This is a genomic window from Pannonibacter phragmitetus DSM 14782 (assembly GCF_000382365.1).
Classification (GTDB): Bacteria; Pseudomonadota; Alphaproteobacteria; order Rhizobiales; family Stappiaceae; genus Pannonibacter; species Pannonibacter phragmitetus.
Genome location: NZ_KB908226.1, coordinates 46,426 through 63,860, shown reverse-complemented (window position 1 = coordinate 63,860; position 17,435 = coordinate 46,426). Strand labels below are relative to the sequence as shown.

Here is a 17,435-nt window from a genome sequence, read left to right as displayed (position 1 = left end):
GCCTTTTTTGTTGTGAGCGGCGTTCACGCTCGCGGCTCTCCATCTCTCTCCGTCATGCCATGGCTTGACCATGGCATCCACGCCGTTGCCTTTCATTGCGGCGGACAGGCCCGTAATATCTGTATTTCTTCCGTTTACCCCGGACTGAAAAGTCAGGGAATGGATGCCATGGTCGAGCCATGGCAAGACGAATGCGGCGGAGGGCGGTGGAGGAAGTGCTGACTGCGTCAGAAACGTCTTTGGGCAGCCGCCGACTCAGACGATCATCGGCAGGCAGATTTGATCACTCAATGACGGGCTGTCTTCATGCCAAGACGTATTGCGCTCTTCTCCCTGCTCGTTCCAGATTATGACGAAGCCCTGAATTTCTTTCTCCGGATAGGCTTCGAATGCCGCGAAGATACCGATCTGGGTAATGGAAAACGCTGGGTCCGGATTGCTCCTTCCGGCGGCGAGACGGAAATCCTGCTCGCCCGCGCCGTGGGTGACAGGCAGTCGGCTGCCATAGGAGAACAAGGGGGCGGGCGTGTGTGGCTGTTCCTTGAAACAGAGAACTTTGAAGCCGACTACACCCGTATGCTGGCCGAAGGGGTGCAGTTTGAAGCCGGGCCGCGCGATGAACCCTATGGCAGGGTTGCCGTCTGGAACGATCCTTGGGGTAACCGGTGGGATCTGATCGAATTCGCCAGGCCGGATCGCAGCGGAACGGTCAGCTAATACCAACTCCGGTGCTGCTCAGGCGCCCTCCCATCCCTCTCCGTCATGCCATGGCTTGACCATGGCATCCACGCCGTTGCCTTTCATGACGGCGTGGTTGGCCCGTAACCCTCTGTATTTTCTTTGGTTTGTCCCTGTCTGAGAGGTCAGGGAATGGATGCCATGATCAAGTCATGGCATGACGAAGGAGGAGGGGGATCTTGGGGATGCTGAACGAGGAGAGGGGGGCTGCTTTCCACCCCTGAAACCCAAGGAGCGGGCCGTTTGGCCCGCTCCGGTCTCGTCAAAGCCCGCACATGTGGAAGGATTTGGTTTCGAGGTATTCCTCAATGCCGGCGCGGGCGCCTTCGCGGCCGAGGCCGGATTGCTTGACGCCGCCGAAGGGCGAGACGGCCATGGAAATGGCGCCGGTGTTGAGACCGACCATGCCCGATTCCAGTGCTTCGCCTACCCGCCAGGCGCGGGCCATGTCGCGGGTGTAGAAATAGGCAGCAAGGCCGAAGGGCGTGTCGTTGGCGATCCGCACCGCCTCTTCTTCCGTCTCGAAGCGGAAGAGCGGGGCGACGGGGCCGAAGGTTTCCTCGCTCGCCAGCTGCATGTCCGTGGTGCAGCCAGTCAGCACCACCGGGGCGGCGAACTGGCTGCCTTCCGGCGTTGCGGCCTTCGCGGCGATGTTTGCACCCTTGGCGACAGCGTCGGCCACGTGCCGATCGATCTTCTCCACTGCAGCGCGGTTGATCATCGGGCCGATGGCGACGCCCGCCTCAAGGCCTGCACCCACCTTCATCGCAGCCACCCTCTCGGCGAGCTTTGATGCAAAGGCATCGTAGATGCCGGACTGGACGAGGATGCGGTTGGAGCAGACGCAGGTCTGGCCGCCGTTGCGGAACTTGGAGGCGATGGCGCCTTCCACGGCTGCATCGAGATCTGCGTCGTCAAAGACGAGGAAGGGTGCATTGCCGCCCAGCTCGAGGCTGAGCCGCTTCACCGTCGGGGCGCACTGTGCCATCAGCAGGGAGCCGACGCGGGTGGAGCCGGTGAAGGAGAGCTTGCGCACCACCGGGTTCGAGGTCAGTTCCGCGCCGATTTCTGTTGGCAGGCCGGTGATGATGTTGATGACACCCGCCGGAATGCCGGCCCTCTCGGCCAGAACGGCCAGCGCCAGCGCGGAATAGGGGGTGAAGTCGGAGGGCTTGATCACCACGGTGCAGCCGGCGGCGAGCGCCGGGCCGACCTTGCGGGTGATCATGGCGTTGGGGAAGTTCCACGGCGTGATGATGGCCGAAACGCCCACCGGCTCCTTCAGCGCCAGGATCTTCCGGTCATTCGTGGGGGCGGGGATGATGCCGCCCTCGATGCGCCGGGCTTCCTCGGCAAACCACTTCACGAAGGAGGCGCCATAGGTGATTTCGCCCCTGGCCTCGCTGAGCGGCTTGCCCTGTTCCAGTGTCAGGATGAGCGCGAGGTCATCCGCATGCTCTTCCATCAGGGTGAACCAGCGCTCCAGCTTGGCGGCGCGCTCGCCATTGGGAACCTTGCGCCAGGCGCGGAAGGCGGAGTCTGCGGCCTCGATGGCGCGGCGGGTGTCTTCGGCGGACATGTCCGGCACGGTGCCAATGGCCTTGCCGGTGGCCGGGTTGGTGACCTCAATGGTCTTGCCCGTCGAGGCGTCACACCAGACGCCGCCGATCACGCTCTGCTGGCGGAACAGGTCTGCATCCTTGAGGCCGGGCAGAAGGTCAGAAATTGCAATCGTCATAGCTTTATCCTCAATCCAGCGCCGCAATGACGGCCTGGGTGATTTCATCCGTCTTGTTCTGCCCCGGCACTGTGCCGATGCCTTGCGCGGTGGCTTGTTCCATGGCGGTCATGATGCGGCTGGCGGCTTCTGCCTCGCCCAGATTCTCCAGCATCATGGCGGCGGACCAGATGGCGGCCAGCGGGTTGGCGATGCCCAGATGCGCGATATCGGGCGCAGAGCCATGCACCGGCTCGAACATGGACGGGGCGGAACGGTCCGGGTTGATGTTGGCCGAAGCGGCAAAGCCGAGGCCGCCCTGAATGGCTGCGCCCAGATCGGTGAGAATGTCGCCGAAGAGGTTGGAGGCGACCACCACGTCGAGGCTTTCCGGTGCCATCACCATGCGGGCGGCGATGGCATCGATATGGTAGTGGCTGACGGCAACGTCCGGATATTCGGCGGCCAGTTCCTTCGTCACTTCATCCCAGAACACCATGGAGTATTTCTGCGCGTTGGACTTGGTGACCGAGGCAAGGCGCTTGCTGCGCTTGCGGGCCTGCTCGAAGCCGAAGCGCAGGATGCGCTCGACGCCCGCACGGGTGAAGACGGCGGTTTCAACGGCCACTTCATTGGCCGTGCCCTGATGCACGCGCCCGCCGGCGCCGGAATATTCGCCCTCGGTGTTCTCGCGGATGCACAGGATGTCGAACCCGCCCTTGCGCAGCGGGCCTTCGACGCCTGTCAGCAGGCGGTGCGGGCGGATGTTGGCATATTGCACGAAGGCCTTGCGGATCGGCAGCAGCAGGCCGTGGAGCGACACCGAATCCGGCACCTTCTGCGGCCAGCCGACGGCTCCGAGGTAGATGGCGTCAAAGCCGCGCAGGGTCTCGATGCCGTCTTCCGGCATCATCCGGCCCGTTTGCAGATAATAGTCGCAGGACCAGGGGAAGGTGACGGTTTCCAGCTTGCCGGGCAGGGCCTTGGCCGCAACGGCGAGTGCGGCTTCCGTGACCGGAATGCCGATGCCGTCGCCGGGGATGACTGCAATACGATAGGGTGCCATGTTCTCTCACAGGTCGATGAGCACGCTCTTGGAGCGGCGGTTGGCGTTGCAGGCGTCGCGGCCCGGATCCTTGCGGGTGCCGGAGGACTTGGAGCCTCCCGCCGGCAGGATGGAAACGCGCGACCGGCCGTTGCGGTTGATACGGGTGGTGCCTGCCTCAATAAGCTTGAGGCTTTTCAGCGCCCGCGAAACATCGCGGGTATCGACCCCGGCTGCAAGGCCATAGGTGGGGTGAAAGGACAGGGACACTGCAAGGCTCCGGTAAATCTGGAGCGATCCTAGGCTTCAGGCGGCACAACCATGCGCCATATGTTTGCAGCGCGCGGCGGATTGCGCTGTTCGGGAGCCCTTCGGCGCAATTCTGTGCGGCGGGGCCGAGGGGCTGGTAAAGTCCATCCGCAAGCAGGAGGCCAGCCTGCCGCAGGATATCCTGCGGGGCGGCGTGTCTTCGGCAGGAACTGCGCGGCAAAGCGCGGATGATGGCAGGCAGAGACTTTGTGGACTGACTGGAGAAATGGGAATGGCGCATTCGGCTGAGGCACTGCTGGCGGATCTGGTTGGCTTCAACGTGCTGCCCGGGGCGGCCAATGGCACGATTGCGGATTATGTGCGCAACTATCTGGCGGGCCATGGCCTGGACTGTGCCGTGCTGCCGGGGCCGGAAGGCGACCGGGTGAACCTCTTTGCCACCATCGGGCCGAAGGACGTGCCGGGCTATGTACTGTCCGGCCATATGGATGTGGTGCCGGTGGAGGGGCAGGTGTGGACGGCTGATCCCTTCCGCCTGACGGACCTTGGCGGGCGCCTGACGGGGCGCGGCTCCACGGACATGAAAGGCTTTCTCGCCTGCGTGCTGGCGGCGGTGCCTCTGTTCAAGGCCGCAAACCTGAAGCGGCCGGTGCATATCGCCTTTTCCTATGATGAGGAAATCGGCTGCCGGGGCGTGCCGCACATGATTGCGAGGCTGCCGGAGCTGTGCGCCCTGCCAGTGGGGTGCATCGTCGGCGAGCCCTCGGACATGCGGCCCGTCCTCTCCCACAAGGGCAAGCAGGCGGTGGAAATTACCTTCACCGGCAAGGCGGCGCATAGTTCCCAGCCGGCGCTGGGGGAGAATGCGCTTTATCCGGCGGCGGAACTGCTGCTGTTCATCCGCGATCTCTCGGCGAAGATGGAAGTGGAAGGCCCGTTTGATGCGCGTTTCTCGCCGCCCTCCTCAACGGTAGTGGCGGGGATTGTGTCCGGCGGCAGCGCCGTCAACATCATTCCCGATCTCTGCCGTTTGGCTTTCGAGGTGCGTTCCGTGCCCGGTGCCGCGCCGCAGGATGTGAGTGCAAAGGTGCTGGCAAAGCTCGATGCGCTGCTGGCGCAGGCACAGGCGGAAGGGCGGGCGCTGTCGGCAAGCTGGCAGGAACTGGCGAGCTATCCCGCGCTGGCCCCCACGCCGGATGCAGGCTTCATCACGCTGATGGAGCGGCTGTCGGGCGGCGCAGCGATCCAGTCGGTCAGCTATGGCACGGAGGCGGGGCTGTTTCAGGCCGCAGGCGTGCCCTCGATCATCTGCGGCCCCGGTTCCATCACCCGCGCCCACCGGCCCGATGAATTTATCCTGCGCGAGGAACTCGCCGCCTGCATGGCCATGCTGGAACGGCTAGCGGGGGAACTGGCGGGGTAGGGGGCATTGGAAGCTCACCGTCTGGACGCAAATTTGAAGGCGCAGCACCCCCACTCGCGCCGTCCCGGCCTTGTGCCGGGACCTGTGATATGGGCACGGCGGCTTTTGTGCTGGGTTGGTTAAGACGTTGATTTCAAAAGAAAGAGTGTAGAGAAGCGTTGCTCGCCTGACAGGTCCCGGCACAAGGCCGGGACTGCGTGGTGGCTGGTGTTTGCGTGTATAGAACGGCTCAGTAACAAACCACGTAGATCTTGCGGACGGTTTCGATGGTGCGCCAGGTGCCGACGAAGCCGGGCTTCATGACGAAGCTGTCACCGGCGCGGTAGGTGATGGGCTCCTTGCCGTTTTCGGTGATTTCGACGACGCCTTCAAGGATGTGGCAGAATTCGAAGGTTTCGCCCTTGATCGAATGGGTGAGGCCGGGAGTGGCCTGCCAGATGCCGGACTTGATCTTGCCGTCGCGCGATTCGTCCATGGCCCAGGTGGAGAATTCCGGATTGCCGGAAATCAGCCGTTCGGGAGCGGGCAGGGCGTGGGTGGGCTCGAAGGTGGGGTTGTGGTCGATGGTCTTGATGAGGCTCATGACAGGCTCCTGAGCTTAGGGGGATGATCACTGCCATTAGACCCGTCCGCCGCACGCGGGTGCTGCCGTCCGCTGCCGCACGGCAGGAAATTCTGCCGTATTACCCACTCTGTGCCCAAGATCCTGCGGCTAGCTCTTCGCCCGGCTGCCTTCGAGGATGAGACCGGCGATCTTGCTGGCGGCTGGCGTCAGTTCGCTGCCGCTGCGGCGGATGAGGCCATAGGGTTCCACCTCTATGCCCAGTTCCACAGGCAGCACGCCGTAGACGGTGCCCTCGTCCTGGGCAAAGGCGTCGGCGACGGCCTTGGCGACGGGCGCGATGGAGTCACTCTCCCGGATGATGGCGAGCGTCAGCAGGAAGGAGGCGGTGGAGAGCTGCTGGCGCGGCGGGGGAAGCCCAAGGCTGCTCAAGCGGCGGATGACGGCGCGGCCCAGCACGCTGTCGGGGCTCGGCATCACCCAGTCGTGCCGGATGATGTCTTCTAGGGCCGCATTGCCTGGCTGCAGAAGCGGATGGTCATGCCGGACCATCAGGCTGACAGGCTCTGGCTCCATCACCTCCATCTCCACCAGCGACGGATCGCTGATGCCGACGAGGCGGCCGACAGCAAAGTCGATCCGCCCGGCCAGCAGCGCCTTGCACAGATTGTCGGACGTATCGACGATGACCTCGATCAGCAGGCCGGGATTGAGCTCCCGCGCTCTCTGGACGGCCGGCAGCACGTGCTCGATGGACGGAGCCGTCACCGATCCGATGCGGACCTCGCCCTTGCTGCCTTCCGCCAGTTCCTCGATCTCCCGGCCTGCGTCATCCAGTTCCTGCAGGATGCGGGCGGCGCGGCGGGCAAGCGCCTGGCCGCTGCCGGTCAGCGAGAGGCCGCGCCCTTCGCGCTGATGCACCGGCTGGCCGATGATACGCTCGACTTCGGCCAGCAAACGCGAGGCCGCAGGCTGGGTCATCCCCAGAAGTGTTGCGGCCAGGCCGATCTGCGGACGCTCGCCGAGGGCCGCCATGAGCCGCAGATGCGAGAGTTTCAGGCCGCGCTTGTGCAGGCTGCTGGTATGGTATGGATCATTCATATCTGATTTGCTATGTTTGATGGATATAATCGAATTTGACAGTTATGTTTGGCCGGTGCAAGCCTTCCCACGGTGAATGGACTCCGGACCGGGAGAAGCGGTGGAGCCAAGGACCATTTGACGCCCTATGCGCTTAGGGCGGGGGAGGAAAAAGAGATGAAACTGACGAAACGCGCCTTCATGGCGCTGACCCTTGCTGGCACCCTGCTGGCTGCTCCTGCCTTGATGACGTCCAGCGTCTTTGCACAGGACAAGGGGTCGATTGGTATTTCCATGCCGACCAAGTCGTCCGCCCGCTGGATTTCCGACGGCAACTCGATGGTCGAGCAGTTCCAGAAGGCCGGTTTCCGCACCGATCTTCAGTATGCCGAGGATGATATCCCGAACCAGCTGGCGCAGATCGAGAACATGATCACCAAGGGTGTGAATGTGCTCGTGATTGCTGCCATCGACGGCACCACCCTGTCGAATGCGCTGGAAAACGCCAATGCAGCCGGCATCAAGGTGATCGCCTATGACCGCCTGATCCGTGACAGCGGCAACGTCGACTATTACGCCACCTTTGACAACTTCAAGGTTGGTGTGCAGCAGGCCGAAAGCCTGGTGAAGGGCCTGAAGGAGCGCTTCCCGGATGCAAAGCCGTGGAACGTGGAGCTGTTCGGTGGTTCGCCCGACGATAACAACGCCTATTTCTTCTACAACGGTGCCATGTCCGTCCTGCAGCCGCTGATCGATTCCGGCGAAGTTGCCGTTCCGTCCGGCCAGATGGGCATGGATGTTGTCGGCACCCTGCGCTGGGATGGTGCTGTGGCTCAGGCCCGCATGGACAACCTGCTCTCGGCCAACTACGGCGGCAAGCAGGTCAACGGCGTGCTGTCGCCCTATGACGGCCTGTCCATCGGCATCCTGTCCTCGCTCAAGGGCGTGGGCTACGGCTCCGGCGACATGAAGATGCCGGTCGTCACCGGTCAGGACGCCGAAGTGCCGTCCGTCAAGTCGATGATCGCCGGTGAGCAGTACTCGACGGTGTTCAAGGACACCCGTGAGCTGGCCCGCGTCACCGTCGGCATGGCCGAAGCCCTGCTGGGCGGCAAGGAGCCGGAAATCAACGACACCACGACCTATGACAATGGCGTCAAGGTGGTGCCGTCCTACCTGCTCGAGCCGGTGTCGGTCGATGCGACCAACTATGAAGAGATCCTCGTGGGCTCCGGCTACTACACCGCCGATCAGCTGAAGTGATCTGACATCTGCATGCAAGGCCCGCTCCGCTGAGACCGGGGCGGGCCTCCTGCATCCTGCAAGGCTGCTCTGAGAGGTTCGATGGCAACCCTTCTGGAAATGCGCGGCATCTCCAAGGTCTTCCCCGGCGTCAAGGCGCTTGACCGGGTGAATCTGACCGTGGAAGAGGGCGAAATTCACGCCATATGCGGCGAAAACGGCGCGGGCAAGAGCACCTTGATGAAGGTGCTGTCCGGGGTCTATGGCTACGGCTCCTACGAGGGCGACATCATCTATGCCGGCGAAACGCTGCAGATGCGCTCCATCAAGGACAGCGAAGCCAAGGGCATCATCATCATCCACCAGGAGCTGGCGCTGGTGCCGCTCCTGTCCATCGCGGAGAACCTGTTTCTCGGCAATGAGGTTGCCACCAACGGCGTGATCAACTGGCCGCAAACCTTTGCGCGCACGGCCGAATATCTGAAGAAGGTCGGTCTCAACGAAGCTCCGGCCACCAAGGTGGAGAAGCTGGGCGTCGGCAAGCAGCAGCTTGTCGAAATCGCCAAGGCACTGGCCAAGGATGTGCGGCTGCTCATTCTGGATGAGCCGACGGCAGCATTGCAGGAAAACGACAGCCAGAAGCTGCTCGACCTGATGCTGGAGCTGAAGGCGCAAGGGGTGACCTCCATCCTCATTTCGCACAAGCTCAACGAGATTTCCCGCGTTGCCGACCGGATTACCATCCTGCGCGACGGAACGACGGTATCCACGATCGACCGGGCGGATATCACGGAAGAGCGGATCATCCGCGACATGGTGGGCCGCGACATGGCGCACCGCTATCCGGACCGGGAGCACAAGCCCGGCGAAATGCTGATGGAAGTGTCGGGCTGGAACGTCTGGCACCCGGAAGTGCGCGAGCGGCAGGTGATTTCGGATGCGGCCTTCACCGTCCGTCAGGGCGAGATCGTCGGCATTGCCGGTCTGATGGGCTCCGGCCGCACCGAACTGGCGATGAGCATCTTCGGCAAGGCCTATGGCCGCAACATTTCCGGCTCCGTCCGCATGGGCGGCAAAGAGGTGGATACGTCCACCGTGTCCAAGGCCGTCGATGCCGGGCTTGCCTATGTCACGGAAGACCGCAAGGCGCTGGGCTTGATCCTGGACGAGCCGATCGTGCGCAACATCAGCCTTGCCAATCTGGCCGGGGTCGCCACCAAGGGCGTTCTCGACAAGCACCGCGAGAAGAAGATCGCGGAAGACTACCGCCGCGCCATGTCCATCCGCACGCCGGGTGTGCATCAGAAGGCAGTGAACCTTTCGGGCGGAAATCAGCAGAAGGTGGTGCTGTCCAAGTGGCTCTTCACCGATCCGCAGGTGCTCATTCTGGATGAGCCGACACGCGGTATCGACGTGGGGGCGAAGTTTGAAATCTACACGATCATGAACGAGCTGGTCGCGCAAGGACGTGGCGTCGTCATGATCTCGTCGGAGATGCCGGAACTTCTGGGCATGTGCGACCGCATTTATGTGATGAACGAGGGACGGATCGTCGGCGAGCTCGGCAAGGCGGAAGCCAGCCAGGAGCGGATCATGGCCATGATCCTCAAGACAGTGAACAAGGAAAAGGTGGCGTGATGGCGGGGCAAACGGCATCTGAACGCAAGGACCTGAGCACGCTCCTGGGCGGGCATCTCAGGGAAAACGGCATGCTGATGGCGCTGGTTGCCATCGTTGCCTTCTTCACGATCGTGCTGCAGCTCCGGGATCAGCCGGTCAACTTCCTGCAGCCGCAGATCATCACCAACGTGTTCCTGCAGAACGGGCATATCATCGTTCTGGCGCTGGGCATGCTGCTGGTCATCGTCGCCGGACACATCGACCTGTCGGTCGGTTCGGTCGCAGCCTTCACCGGTGCCATTGCGGCCTGGCTGACGGTGCAGCAGGGATTGCCCTATTACGTGGTCATTCCGCTGACGCTGATCGTCGGCGGCATCATCGGTGCCATGCAGGGCTACTGGATCGCCTTCTGGCGCATTCCCTCCTTCATCGTGACGCTGGCCGGCATGATGGTGTTCCGCGGCGCCACCATGTGGATGCTCGGCGGGCAGAACATCGGCCCCTTCCCGCGGGAATTCCAGGCCATGTCCAATGGCTTCATACCGGATCTGCTGGGGATCGGCCGCCCGCACGGGCTGACTCTTCTGGTCATTGCCGTTGCCATTCTGGCTGTGTTCCTCTTCGGTCTGCGGGGCCGGGCGCGCGAGAAGCAGTTCAGCGTGGTGCAGGAGCCGATGGCTTTCTTTGTGGGCCGCAATGTGCTGATCGCTCTGGCGCTGGCTTTCGTCGGCTATCAGCTCTCCTCGTTCCGGGGGCTGCCGAATGTGCTGGTGGTGGTGACGCTGCTGACGGTGCTCTACGCCTTCCTGACGGAAAACACATCCCTCGGCCGGCGCATCTATGCGGTGGGCGGCAACGAAAAGGCCGCCAAGCTCTCCGGCATCAAGACCGAGCGGCTGGTGTTCTTCTGCTTCGTCAACATGGGCGTCCTGGCGGCTCTCGCCGGTATGATGGTGACGGCCCGCCTCAACTCGGCAACGCCCAAGGCAGGCACGGGCTTCGAGCTGGTGGCCATCGCCTCGGTGTTCATTGGCGGGGCGTCCATGACGGGCGGTTCCGGCAAGATCATGGGCGTCGTCATTGGCGCGCTCTTCATGGGCGTGATGAACATGGGCATGTCGATCATGAGCATCGGCATCGACTATCAGCAGATGATCATCGGCCTCGTCCTCCTCGCCGCCGTCATCTTCGACGTCTACAGCAAGAACAAGTGAGGCTTTCATGCTGATTTCCCAGCTCCGCAATCCGGATGGCTCCATCTCCGTCGTGGTTCGTTATGGAGACAAGGCCGCAATCCTGCGTGGCACGGCCAGCACCTATGAACTGGCCATGGCAGCCGCTTCCAGCGGGCGCAGCCTCAAGGCCGTGATCGAAGAGCGCTGCCTTGGTGAGGCCGTAGATCTGGCACAGGCCGCCGTTGAAGGCCGTCTGCTGCTGCCGATCACCCATCCGGACCCGGCGCATCTGCACTTGACCGGCACGGGCCTCACTCATCTGGGTTCGGCTTCGGCCCGCGATGCGATGCATGCCAAGCTCGAAGGCGCCGAGACGCTGACCGATTCCATGAAGATGTTCCGCATGGGCCTTGAAGGCGGCCGCCCGGAAAGCGGCAGCGTGGGAGCCCAGCCGGAGTGGTTCTACAAGGGCAACGGCTTTGTTGCGGTTGCCAGCGGCGAGCCGCTGGAAGCCCCCGGCTTTGCCGAGGATGGCGGCGAGGAGCCGGAACTTGCCGGCATCTATGTGATCGCCCCCGACGGCACGCCCTGCCGCGTGGGCTGGGCGGTGGCCAATGAGTTCTCCGACCATGTGACCGAGCGGGTGAACTATCTGTGGCTTGCCCATTCCAAGCTGCGCCATGCCTCCTTCGGCCCGGAAATTCTGGTGGGTGACATGCCCGCCGATGTGCGCGGCACGTCCCGCATCCGCCGCGATGGCAAGGTGCTGTGGGAAAAGCCGTTCCTGTCGGGCGAAGCCAACATGTCGCATACGCTCGCCAATCTGGAGCACCACCACTTCAAATATGGCCTGTTCCGTCAGCCGGGCGATGTGCATGTGCACATGTTCGGCACGGCTACCCTGTCCTTCGCCGATGGTGTGCGCACGCAGGCAGGTGATGTTTTCGAGATCGAGGCAGAAGGCTTCGGTCTGCCGCTCGTCAATCCCCTGGTCTTCGCGCCCAAAGAAACCGGCGCCCTGACTGTCAAAGCACTGTGAGACCGAGATGACCTTCAAACCCGCTCCCTGGCCCCGCAAGCTCCGTTCGCAGGAATGGTTCGGCGGCACGTCGCGCGATGCCATCTATCATCGCGGCTGGATGAAGAACCAGGGCTTCCCGCATGATCTGTTCGATGGCCGCCCGGTCATCGGCATCCTCAACACCTGGTCCGAACTGACCCCCTGCAACGCCCATCTCAATGATCTGGCGCAGCGGGTGAAGAATGGCATCTACGAGGCAGGCGGCTTCCCGGTGGAAGTGCCGGTGTTTTCCGCCAGTGAAAGCGCCTTCCGCCCGACCGCGATGATGTTCCGCAATCTTGCGGCCATGGCGGTGGAAGAGGCAATGCGCGGCCAGCCGATGGATGGCTGCGTGCTGATGGTGGGCTGTGACAAGACCACGCCGAGCCTGCTGATGGCCGCCGCCTCCACCAACCTGCCGTCGATCGTCGTCACCGGCGGGCCGATGCTCAACGGCTATTACCGCAATGAGCGCGTCGGCTCCGGCACGCATCTGTGGAAGTTCTCCGAAGCGGTGAAGGCGGGCGAGATGACCGCTGCCGAATTCGCCGAGGCCGAAGCTTCCATGTCGCGCAGCCCCGGCTCGTGCAACACCATGGGCACGGCCTCCACCATGGCCAGCATGGCCGAAGCCCTCGGCATGGCCCTGTCCGGCAATGCTGCCATTCCGGCAGTGGACAGCCGCCGCCGCGTGATGGCGCAGATGACCGGCCGCCGCATCGTGCAGATGGTGAAGGACGACCTGAAGCCTTCCGACGTGATGACCAAGCAGGCCTTCGAGAACGCCATCCGTACCAATGCGGCCATCGGCGGTTCGACCAATGCGGTGATCCATCTGCTGGCGATTGCCGGCCGAGTTGGCATCGATCTGTCACTGGACGACTGGGACCGCTGCGGCCGCGACATTCCGACGATCGTCAACCTGATGCCCTCCGGCAAGTATCTGATGGAAGAGTTCTTCTATGCAGGCGGCCTGCCGGTGGTGATCAAGCGCCTTGGCGAAGCGGGCCTGCTGCACAAGGATGCGCTGACCGTTTCGGGCGAAAGCATGTGGGATCAGGTCAAGGACGTTGTGAACCACAACGAGGACGTGATCCTGCCCGCAGACAAGGCGCTGACCCAGTCTGGCGGCATCGTCGTCCTGCGCGGCAATCTGGCGCCGAACGGGGCGGTGCTGAAGCCGTCCGCCGCCACGCCGTCGCTGATGAAGCACCGCGGCCGGGCCGTGGTCTTCGAGGACATCGACGACTACAAGGCCAAGATCAACGACGAGGCGCTCGACATTGACGAGACCTGCGTGATGGTGCTGAAGAACTGCGGCCCGCGCGGCTATCCCGGCATGGCCGAGGTGGGCAACATGGGCCTGCCGCCGAAGGTGCTGCGCAAGGGCATCACCGACATGGTGCGCATTTCCGACGCCCGCATGTCCGGCACCGCCTTCGGCACCGTGCTGCTGCATACCTCGCCCGAAGCCGCCGTTGGCGGCCCTCTGGCCGTGGTGCAGGATGGCGACTACATCGAGCTGGACGTGGAAGCCCGCCGCATTCATCTCGACATTCCGCAGGAGGAGCTTGACCGCCGCCTCGCCGCCTGGTCGCCGCGCATCACCCCGCCGGACAGCGGCTATGCCATGCTGCACCACAAGCATGTCACGGGCGCCGACACCGGGGCTGATCTTGACTTCCTCAAGGGCTGCCGTGGCGCCCCGGTGGGCAGGGACTCGCACTGATGTCCGCAAGCCTTCCCGTTGCGCTGGTGGGCATCGGCAAGATCGCCGTTGACCAGCATGTGCCCGCTCTGGCCGCCAGTTCCGACTGGCGGCTTGAGGCAACCGTTTCCCGTCAGGGGCAGGTGGACGGCGTGCCGTCCTACCGCGATTTCGCGCAGATGCTGGCGGAGCGGCCGGACATTTCCGTGATTTCCCTGTGCCTGCCGCCGGTGCCGCGTTTCACCTATGCGGAAGCGGCGCTGAAGGCCGGCCGTCACGTGATGCTGGAAAAGCCGCCGGGAGCAACGCTTGCCGAGGTGCATGCGCTGGAAGCGCTGGCCGCTGAACGGGGGCTGACGCTGTTCGCCACCTGGCACAGCCGCATGGCCAATGCGGTGGAGCCGGCGCGCCAGTGGCTCTCCACCCGCAAGGTCACCCGCGCCCACATCACCTGGCGGGAGGATGTGCGCAAGTGGCATCCCGGTCAGGACTGGGTGTTCGAGCCGGGCGGCATGGGTGTGTTCGATCCGGGCATCAATGCCCTGTCGATCCTGACCGCCATCCTGCCTATGCCTGTGCATCTTGTCAGTGCCGAACTGACCTTCCCGGAAAACCGCCAGACGCCGATTGCCGCGGATCTGACGTTCTCCGGCAATGTCTCGGCAGACTTTGACTGGCGTCAGGAAGGCCCGCAGACCTGGGACATCGAGGTCGAGACGGACGCCGGATCGCTGGTGCTGCGCAAGGGCGGGGCGGAGATGGAAACCTCGGATGGTGAACGGATTGAAGGTCCGGACCGTGAATATCCGCGCCTCTATGCCCATATGGCAGACTTGGTGCGTGGCGGAAGACGGGATGTGGACTTGACGCCGATGGTGCATGTGTCCGATGCCATGACCCTTGGACGGCGGCTTGTGACCGAGCCGTTCCACTTCTAATCAAAGAGAGAGATCATGCTGACCGGAAAGCACCTGATCGCCGGAGCCTGGGTTGCAGGTTCTGAAGTCTTTTCCTCTTCGCCCGTCACGGGCGAGCCCCGCCAGTTCGCCGCTGGCGGCCCGGCGGAGGTGGATGCGGTGGTGAAGGCCGCCGAAGCAGCTTTTGCCGCCTATGCCGCAACCTCGCGTGAGGAGCGGGCTGTCTTCCTGGAGCGCATCGCCACGGAAATCGAGGCACGCGGTGCGGAGATCACCGAAGTGGCCGCTGCCGAAACCGCGCTGCCCACCGCCCGCCTTGAAGGCGAGCGCGGCCGCACCACCGGCCAGCTTCGCCTGTTTGCCGCCGAGATCCGCAAGGGCGCTTATCTGGATGTGCGCAAGGACGCGGCCCTGCCGGACCGCGCTCCGCTGCCGCGCCCGGAAATCCGCCTGATCCAGCGCCCCATTGGACCGGTGGCCGTGTTCGGCGCGTCCAATTTCCCGCTAGCCTTCTCCACGGCCGGTGGCGACACCGCCAGCGCGCTGGCCGCCGGTTGCCCGGTGGTGGTCAAGGGCCATCCGGCCCATCCCGGCACGGGCGAGCTGGTGGCGCAGGCGATTGATGCGGCCATCAAGGCTTGCGGCATGCCGGCAGGCGTGTTCTCGCTGATCCAGGGCCCCTCGCGGGAGCTGGGCGAGGCGCTGGTGCGCCATCCGCTGATCAAGGCTGTTGGCTTCACCGGTTCGCTGGGTGGCGGGCGTGCGCTGTTTGACCTGTGTGCCTCGCGGCCCGAGCCGATTCCCTTCTTCGGCGAGCTGGGCAGCGTCAACCCGCTCTTTGTTCTGCCCGCGGCCCATGCTGCACGCGGCGAAGCGATTGCCAAGGGCTGGGCCGCAAGCCTGACCATGGGCGTTGGCCAGTTTTGCACCAACCCCGGCCTCGTGCTGGTCATGGACGGGGCAGGGGCAGATGCCTTCATCGCCACGGCGGAAGCAGCCCTGAAGGATGTCGCGCCGCAGACCATGCTGACGGACGGCATCGCGTCGGCCTTTGCCGCTGGTGCTGAAAAGATCGCCGCCACGGGCGCTGCCAAGGCGCGCCTCACCGGTTCCTGTCCGGCCCGTCAGGCAACTCCCCATCTGTTCGAGACGAGCGGTGCGCAGCTTCTCGCCAATCCGGCGCTGACGCATGAAGTCTTCGGCCCGCTCGGCATCGTCGTGCGCGTCAAGGACAAGGCTGAGCTTGCCCGCATCGCCGAAAGCTTCGAGGGCCAGCTGACCGTGACCCTGCAGATGGATGATGGCGACGTTGAACTCGCCGCCAGCCTGATGCCGGTGCTGGAGCGCAAGGCAGGCCGCATTCTGGCCAACGGCTTCCCGACCGGCGTGGAAGTGTGCGACGCCATGGTTCACGGCGGCCCCTATCCGGCCTCGACCAACTTCGGCGCCACCTCGGTCGGCACCATGGCCATCCGCCGCTGGGTCCGCCCCGTCAGCTACCAGAACCTCCCCGAAGCCCTGCTGCCCGCAGACCTGCGCTGATCCGGCAAGAGGTTCCCTGAAACACCAAGCCCCCGGCGAGCGATTGCCGGGGGCTTCTGTTTGTGCGGCTTCTTGCTGCAGCCTTTCGATTTCCGTCATGCCAGGGCTTGACCGTGGCATCCATCCCCTGACTTGCCGGTTCTGAGGAAGTGCATCTGAATACAATGAGTTAAGGCTACGCCATGCCGTTTGGAGAGGCTGCGGCATGGATGCCATGATCAAGTCATGGCATGACGAAGGAGGAGGGGGAGGGCTTAGGCGCAAGTCTCTTGATCGCTGTTCTCCTATCCAGTATCTTTGTTACATGTAACGAATGGGAGCATAGGCCATGGGAGCATCCGTCAAGGCGCGTGTTGCCAAGCACCGGGAAGCGTTGCGCGCTGCCGGGTTGCGGCCAGTGCAGGTCTGGGTGCCGGACACCAGCAGGCCCGGTTTTGCCGTGGAGATTCGGCGGCAGTGCCTGTCGTTGCGCGATGATCCGGCTGAAGCGGAAATCCTCGACTGGATCGAAGAGGCCGCAGAGACGCAGGGCTGGGAATGAAGCGCGGGGATATCGTCCTCGTCGCGCTGCAGGGCGATTATGGCAAGCCGCGCCCCGCTGTTGTCGTTCAGTCTGATTTCTTTGAGGCGCTGCCATCTGTCACCGTGCTGCCGGTGACGAGCGATCTGCGCGATCTGCCGATCTTCCGCCTCTCTGTCGAGCCATCAGAAACAAACGGTCTGCGCAAACGCTCAGAGATCATGGTGGACAAAATCCACACTGTGCGCAGCGACCGGATAGGTCAGGTCATCGGAAGGCTGGATGAGGCTTCCATGATTGCAGTGACCCGCTCGCTGGCACTGTTTCTGGGCATCGCCTGAGGTTACGGATCGGGGCTGACGTTGAGGGGAGCGGAGCGCGCGCTGGTCCCTTAGCCCCTCATTTTCCGTCATGCCACGGCTTGACCGTGGCATCCATTCCCTGATCTTTCGAGTCGAGGAAAGTCTAATTTAATTCAGTGAGTTAGATTGGTGTTGTGCCGCCGGGATAGGTCACGGCATGGATGCCATGGTCAAGCCATGGCATGACGAAGGAGGAGGGGGAGCGCTTTTCTCGGGCCTGGTTCTCATCATTCATGCCGGGGGGGGCTTGGGGCCTTTTAGCAGCGAGTGATGTCGGGAAAGATCGCATTTTTGTCCCGCAGCCTTTCGATTTCCGTCATGCCATGGCTTGACCATGGCATCCATTTCCTGACCTGCCGGATCGGGGAAAGTGCAAATGAATTTAGTTATTTAGAGTAATGCTGTACCGCCCGGATAGGGCTCGGCGTGGATGCCATGGTCGAGCCATGGCATG

15 protein-coding genes and 1 pseudogene are annotated in these 17,435 nt (G+C 63.5%); 11 read left to right on the top strand and 5 right to left on the bottom strand.

Annotated elements, in window-relative coordinates; genetic code table 11:
- Positions 1-306: 306 nt before the first annotated feature.
- Positions 307-717: a VOC family protein gene (locus H163_RS0115765; RefSeq protein WP_019965570.1), complete on the top strand. Its 411-nt coding sequence runs from the start codon at positions 307-309 to the stop codon at positions 715-717.
- Between the two features lie 283 nt (positions 718-1,000).
- Here the strand turns inward: H163_RS0115765 and H163_RS0115760 are convergent, their stop codons facing one another.
- From H163_RS0115760 to H163_RS0115750, 3 genes and pseudogenes are all read right to left on the bottom strand, one after another.
- Positions 1,001-2,452: an NAD-dependent succinate-semialdehyde dehydrogenase gene (locus H163_RS0115760; protein ID WP_026355921.1), complete on the bottom strand. Its 1,452-nt coding sequence runs from the start codon at positions 2,450-2,452 to the stop codon at positions 1,001-1,003.
- Between the two features lie 34 nt (positions 2,453-2,486).
- The gene (locus H163_RS0115755) at positions 2,487-3,521 is read right to left on the bottom strand and encodes a tartrate dehydrogenase (RefSeq protein WP_019965568.1); all 1,035 of its coding nucleotides are present in this window, start codon (positions 3,519-3,521) and stop codon (positions 2,487-2,489) included.
- A gap of 6 nt (positions 3,522-3,527) precedes the next feature.
- Positions 3,528-3,773: pseudogene (locus H163_RS0115750) on the bottom strand (aldehyde dehydrogenase family protein); the annotation flags it as partial.
- 268 nt (positions 3,774-4,041) lie between these two features.
- Here H163_RS0115750 and argE point away from each other — a divergent pair.
- On the top strand, positions 4,042-5,193 hold the full coding sequence (gene argE / locus H163_RS0115745; protein WP_019965566.1) for an acetylornithine deacetylase: 1,152 nt from the start codon (positions 4,042-4,044) through the stop codon (positions 5,191-5,193).
- A 229-nt stretch (positions 5,194-5,422) separates the two neighbouring features.
- Here argE and H163_RS0115740 read toward each other — a convergent pair whose 3' ends face one another.
- The gene (locus H163_RS0115740; protein WP_019965565.1) at positions 5,423-5,776 is read right to left on the bottom strand and encodes a cupin domain-containing protein; all 354 of its coding nucleotides are present in this window, start codon (positions 5,774-5,776) and stop codon (positions 5,423-5,425) included.
- Between the two features lie 129 nt (positions 5,777-5,905).
- The gene (locus H163_RS0115735) at positions 5,906-6,856 is read right to left on the bottom strand and encodes a LysR family transcriptional regulator (RefSeq protein ID WP_019965564.1); all 951 of its coding nucleotides are present in this window, start codon (positions 6,854-6,856) and stop codon (positions 5,906-5,908) included.
- A gap of 156 nt (positions 6,857-7,012) precedes the next feature.
- On the opposite strand from H163_RS0115735, the gene chvE reads away from it, so the two are divergent.
- The 9 genes from chvE to H163_RS0115690 all read left to right on the top strand — a co-directional run bounded on the left by chvE (position 7,013) and on the right by H163_RS0115690 (position 16,960).
- Positions 7,013-8,098 carry a multiple monosaccharide ABC transporter substrate-binding protein gene (chvE, locus tag H163_RS0115730; protein WP_019965563.1) on the top strand — a complete coding sequence of 362 codons (1,086 nt, stop codon included), beginning with the start codon at positions 7,013-7,015 and terminating at the stop codon, positions 8,096-8,098.
- 81 nt (positions 8,099-8,179) lie between these two features.
- The gene (gene mmsA / locus H163_RS0115725) at positions 8,180-9,715 is read left to right on the top strand and encodes a multiple monosaccharide ABC transporter ATP-binding protein (RefSeq protein WP_019965562.1); all 1,536 of its coding nucleotides are present in this window, start codon (positions 8,180-8,182) and stop codon (positions 9,713-9,715) included.
- Positions 9,715-10,911, top strand: coding sequence for a multiple monosaccharide ABC transporter permease (gene mmsB / locus H163_RS0115720; protein WP_019965561.1), 1,197 nt, complete (start codon positions 9,715-9,717; stop codon positions 10,909-10,911). Before mmsA ends, mmsB begins: the two co-directional genes overlap by 1 nt.
- A gap of 7 nt (positions 10,912-10,918) precedes the next feature.
- Positions 10,919-11,911 (top strand): AraD1 family protein, encoded by a 993-nt coding sequence (gene araD1 / locus H163_RS0115715; RefSeq protein ID WP_019965560.1) that lies wholly within the window; start codon positions 10,919-10,921, stop codon positions 11,909-11,911.
- Positions 11,912-11,918: 7 nt separating this feature from the next.
- Positions 11,919-13,661: an L-arabinonate dehydratase gene (gene araD / locus H163_RS0115710; RefSeq protein WP_019965559.1), complete on the top strand. Its 1,743-nt coding sequence runs from the start codon at positions 11,919-11,921 to the stop codon at positions 13,659-13,661.
- Positions 13,661-14,578, top strand: coding sequence for a Gfo/Idh/MocA family protein (locus H163_RS0115705; protein ID WP_019965558.1), 918 nt, complete (start codon positions 13,661-13,663; stop codon positions 14,576-14,578). Before araD ends, H163_RS0115705 begins: the two co-directional genes overlap by 1 nt.
- 15 nt (positions 14,579-14,593) lie before the next feature.
- Positions 14,594-16,099, top strand: a complete 1,506-nt coding sequence (locus H163_RS0115700) for an aldehyde dehydrogenase (NADP(+)) (protein WP_019965557.1) — start codon at positions 14,594-14,596, stop codon at positions 16,097-16,099.
- A gap of 328 nt (positions 16,100-16,427) precedes the next feature.
- Positions 16,428-16,640, top strand: coding sequence for an antitoxin MazE family protein (locus H163_RS0115695; protein WP_019965556.1), 213 nt, complete (start codon positions 16,428-16,430; stop codon positions 16,638-16,640).
- On the top strand, positions 16,637-16,960 hold the full coding sequence (locus H163_RS0115690) for a type II toxin-antitoxin system PemK/MazF family toxin (RefSeq protein ID WP_019965555.1): 324 nt from the start codon (positions 16,637-16,639) through the stop codon (positions 16,958-16,960). Before H163_RS0115695 ends, H163_RS0115690 begins: the two co-directional genes overlap by 4 nt.
- Positions 16,961-17,435 lie beyond the last annotated feature (475 nt).

What these genes read in the sequence shown, in the direction of transcription:
- H163_RS0115765 (WP_019965570.1), top strand. Translation starts at nt 307, where the DNA reads ATGCCAAGACGTATTGCGCTCTTCTCCCTGCTCGTTCCAGATTATGAC.
- H163_RS0115755 (WP_019965568.1), bottom strand. Translation starts at nt 3,521, where the DNA reads ATGGCACCCTATCGTATTGCAGTCATCCCCGGCGACGGCATCGGCATT.
- argE (WP_019965566.1), top strand. Translation starts at nt 4,042, where the DNA reads ATGGCGCATTCGGCTGAGGCACTGCTGGCGGATCTGGTTGGCTTCAAC.
- H163_RS0115740 (WP_019965565.1), bottom strand. Translation starts at nt 5,776, where the DNA reads ATGAGCCTCATCAAGACCATCGACCACAACCCCACCTTCGAGCCCACC.
- H163_RS0115735 (WP_019965564.1), bottom strand. Translation starts at nt 6,856, where the DNA reads ATGAATGATCCATACCATACCAGCAGCCTGCACAAGCGCGGCCTGAAA.
- chvE (WP_019965563.1), top strand. Translation starts at nt 7,013, where the DNA reads ATGAAACTGACGAAACGCGCCTTCATGGCGCTGACCCTTGCTGGCACC.
- mmsA (WP_019965562.1), top strand. Translation starts at nt 8,180, where the DNA reads ATGGCAACCCTTCTGGAAATGCGCGGCATCTCCAAGGTCTTCCCCGGC.
- mmsB (WP_019965561.1), top strand. Translation starts at nt 9,715, where the DNA reads ATGGCGGGGCAAACGGCATCTGAACGCAAGGACCTGAGCACGCTCCTG.
- araD1 (WP_019965560.1), top strand. Translation starts at nt 10,919, where the DNA reads ATGCTGATTTCCCAGCTCCGCAATCCGGATGGCTCCATCTCCGTCGTG.
- araD (WP_019965559.1), top strand. Translation starts at nt 11,919, where the DNA reads ATGACCTTCAAACCCGCTCCCTGGCCCCGCAAGCTCCGTTCGCAGGAA.
- H163_RS0115705 (WP_019965558.1), top strand. Translation starts at nt 13,661, where the DNA reads ATGTCCGCAAGCCTTCCCGTTGCGCTGGTGGGCATCGGCAAGATCGCC.
- H163_RS0115700 (WP_019965557.1), top strand. Translation starts at nt 14,594, where the DNA reads ATGCTGACCGGAAAGCACCTGATCGCCGGAGCCTGGGTTGCAGGTTCT.
- H163_RS0115695 (WP_019965556.1), top strand. Translation starts at nt 16,428, where the DNA reads ATGGGAGCATCCGTCAAGGCGCGTGTTGCCAAGCACCGGGAAGCGTTG.
- H163_RS0115690 (WP_019965555.1), top strand. Translation starts at nt 16,637, where the DNA reads ATGAAGCGCGGGGATATCGTCCTCGTCGCGCTGCAGGGCGATTATGGC.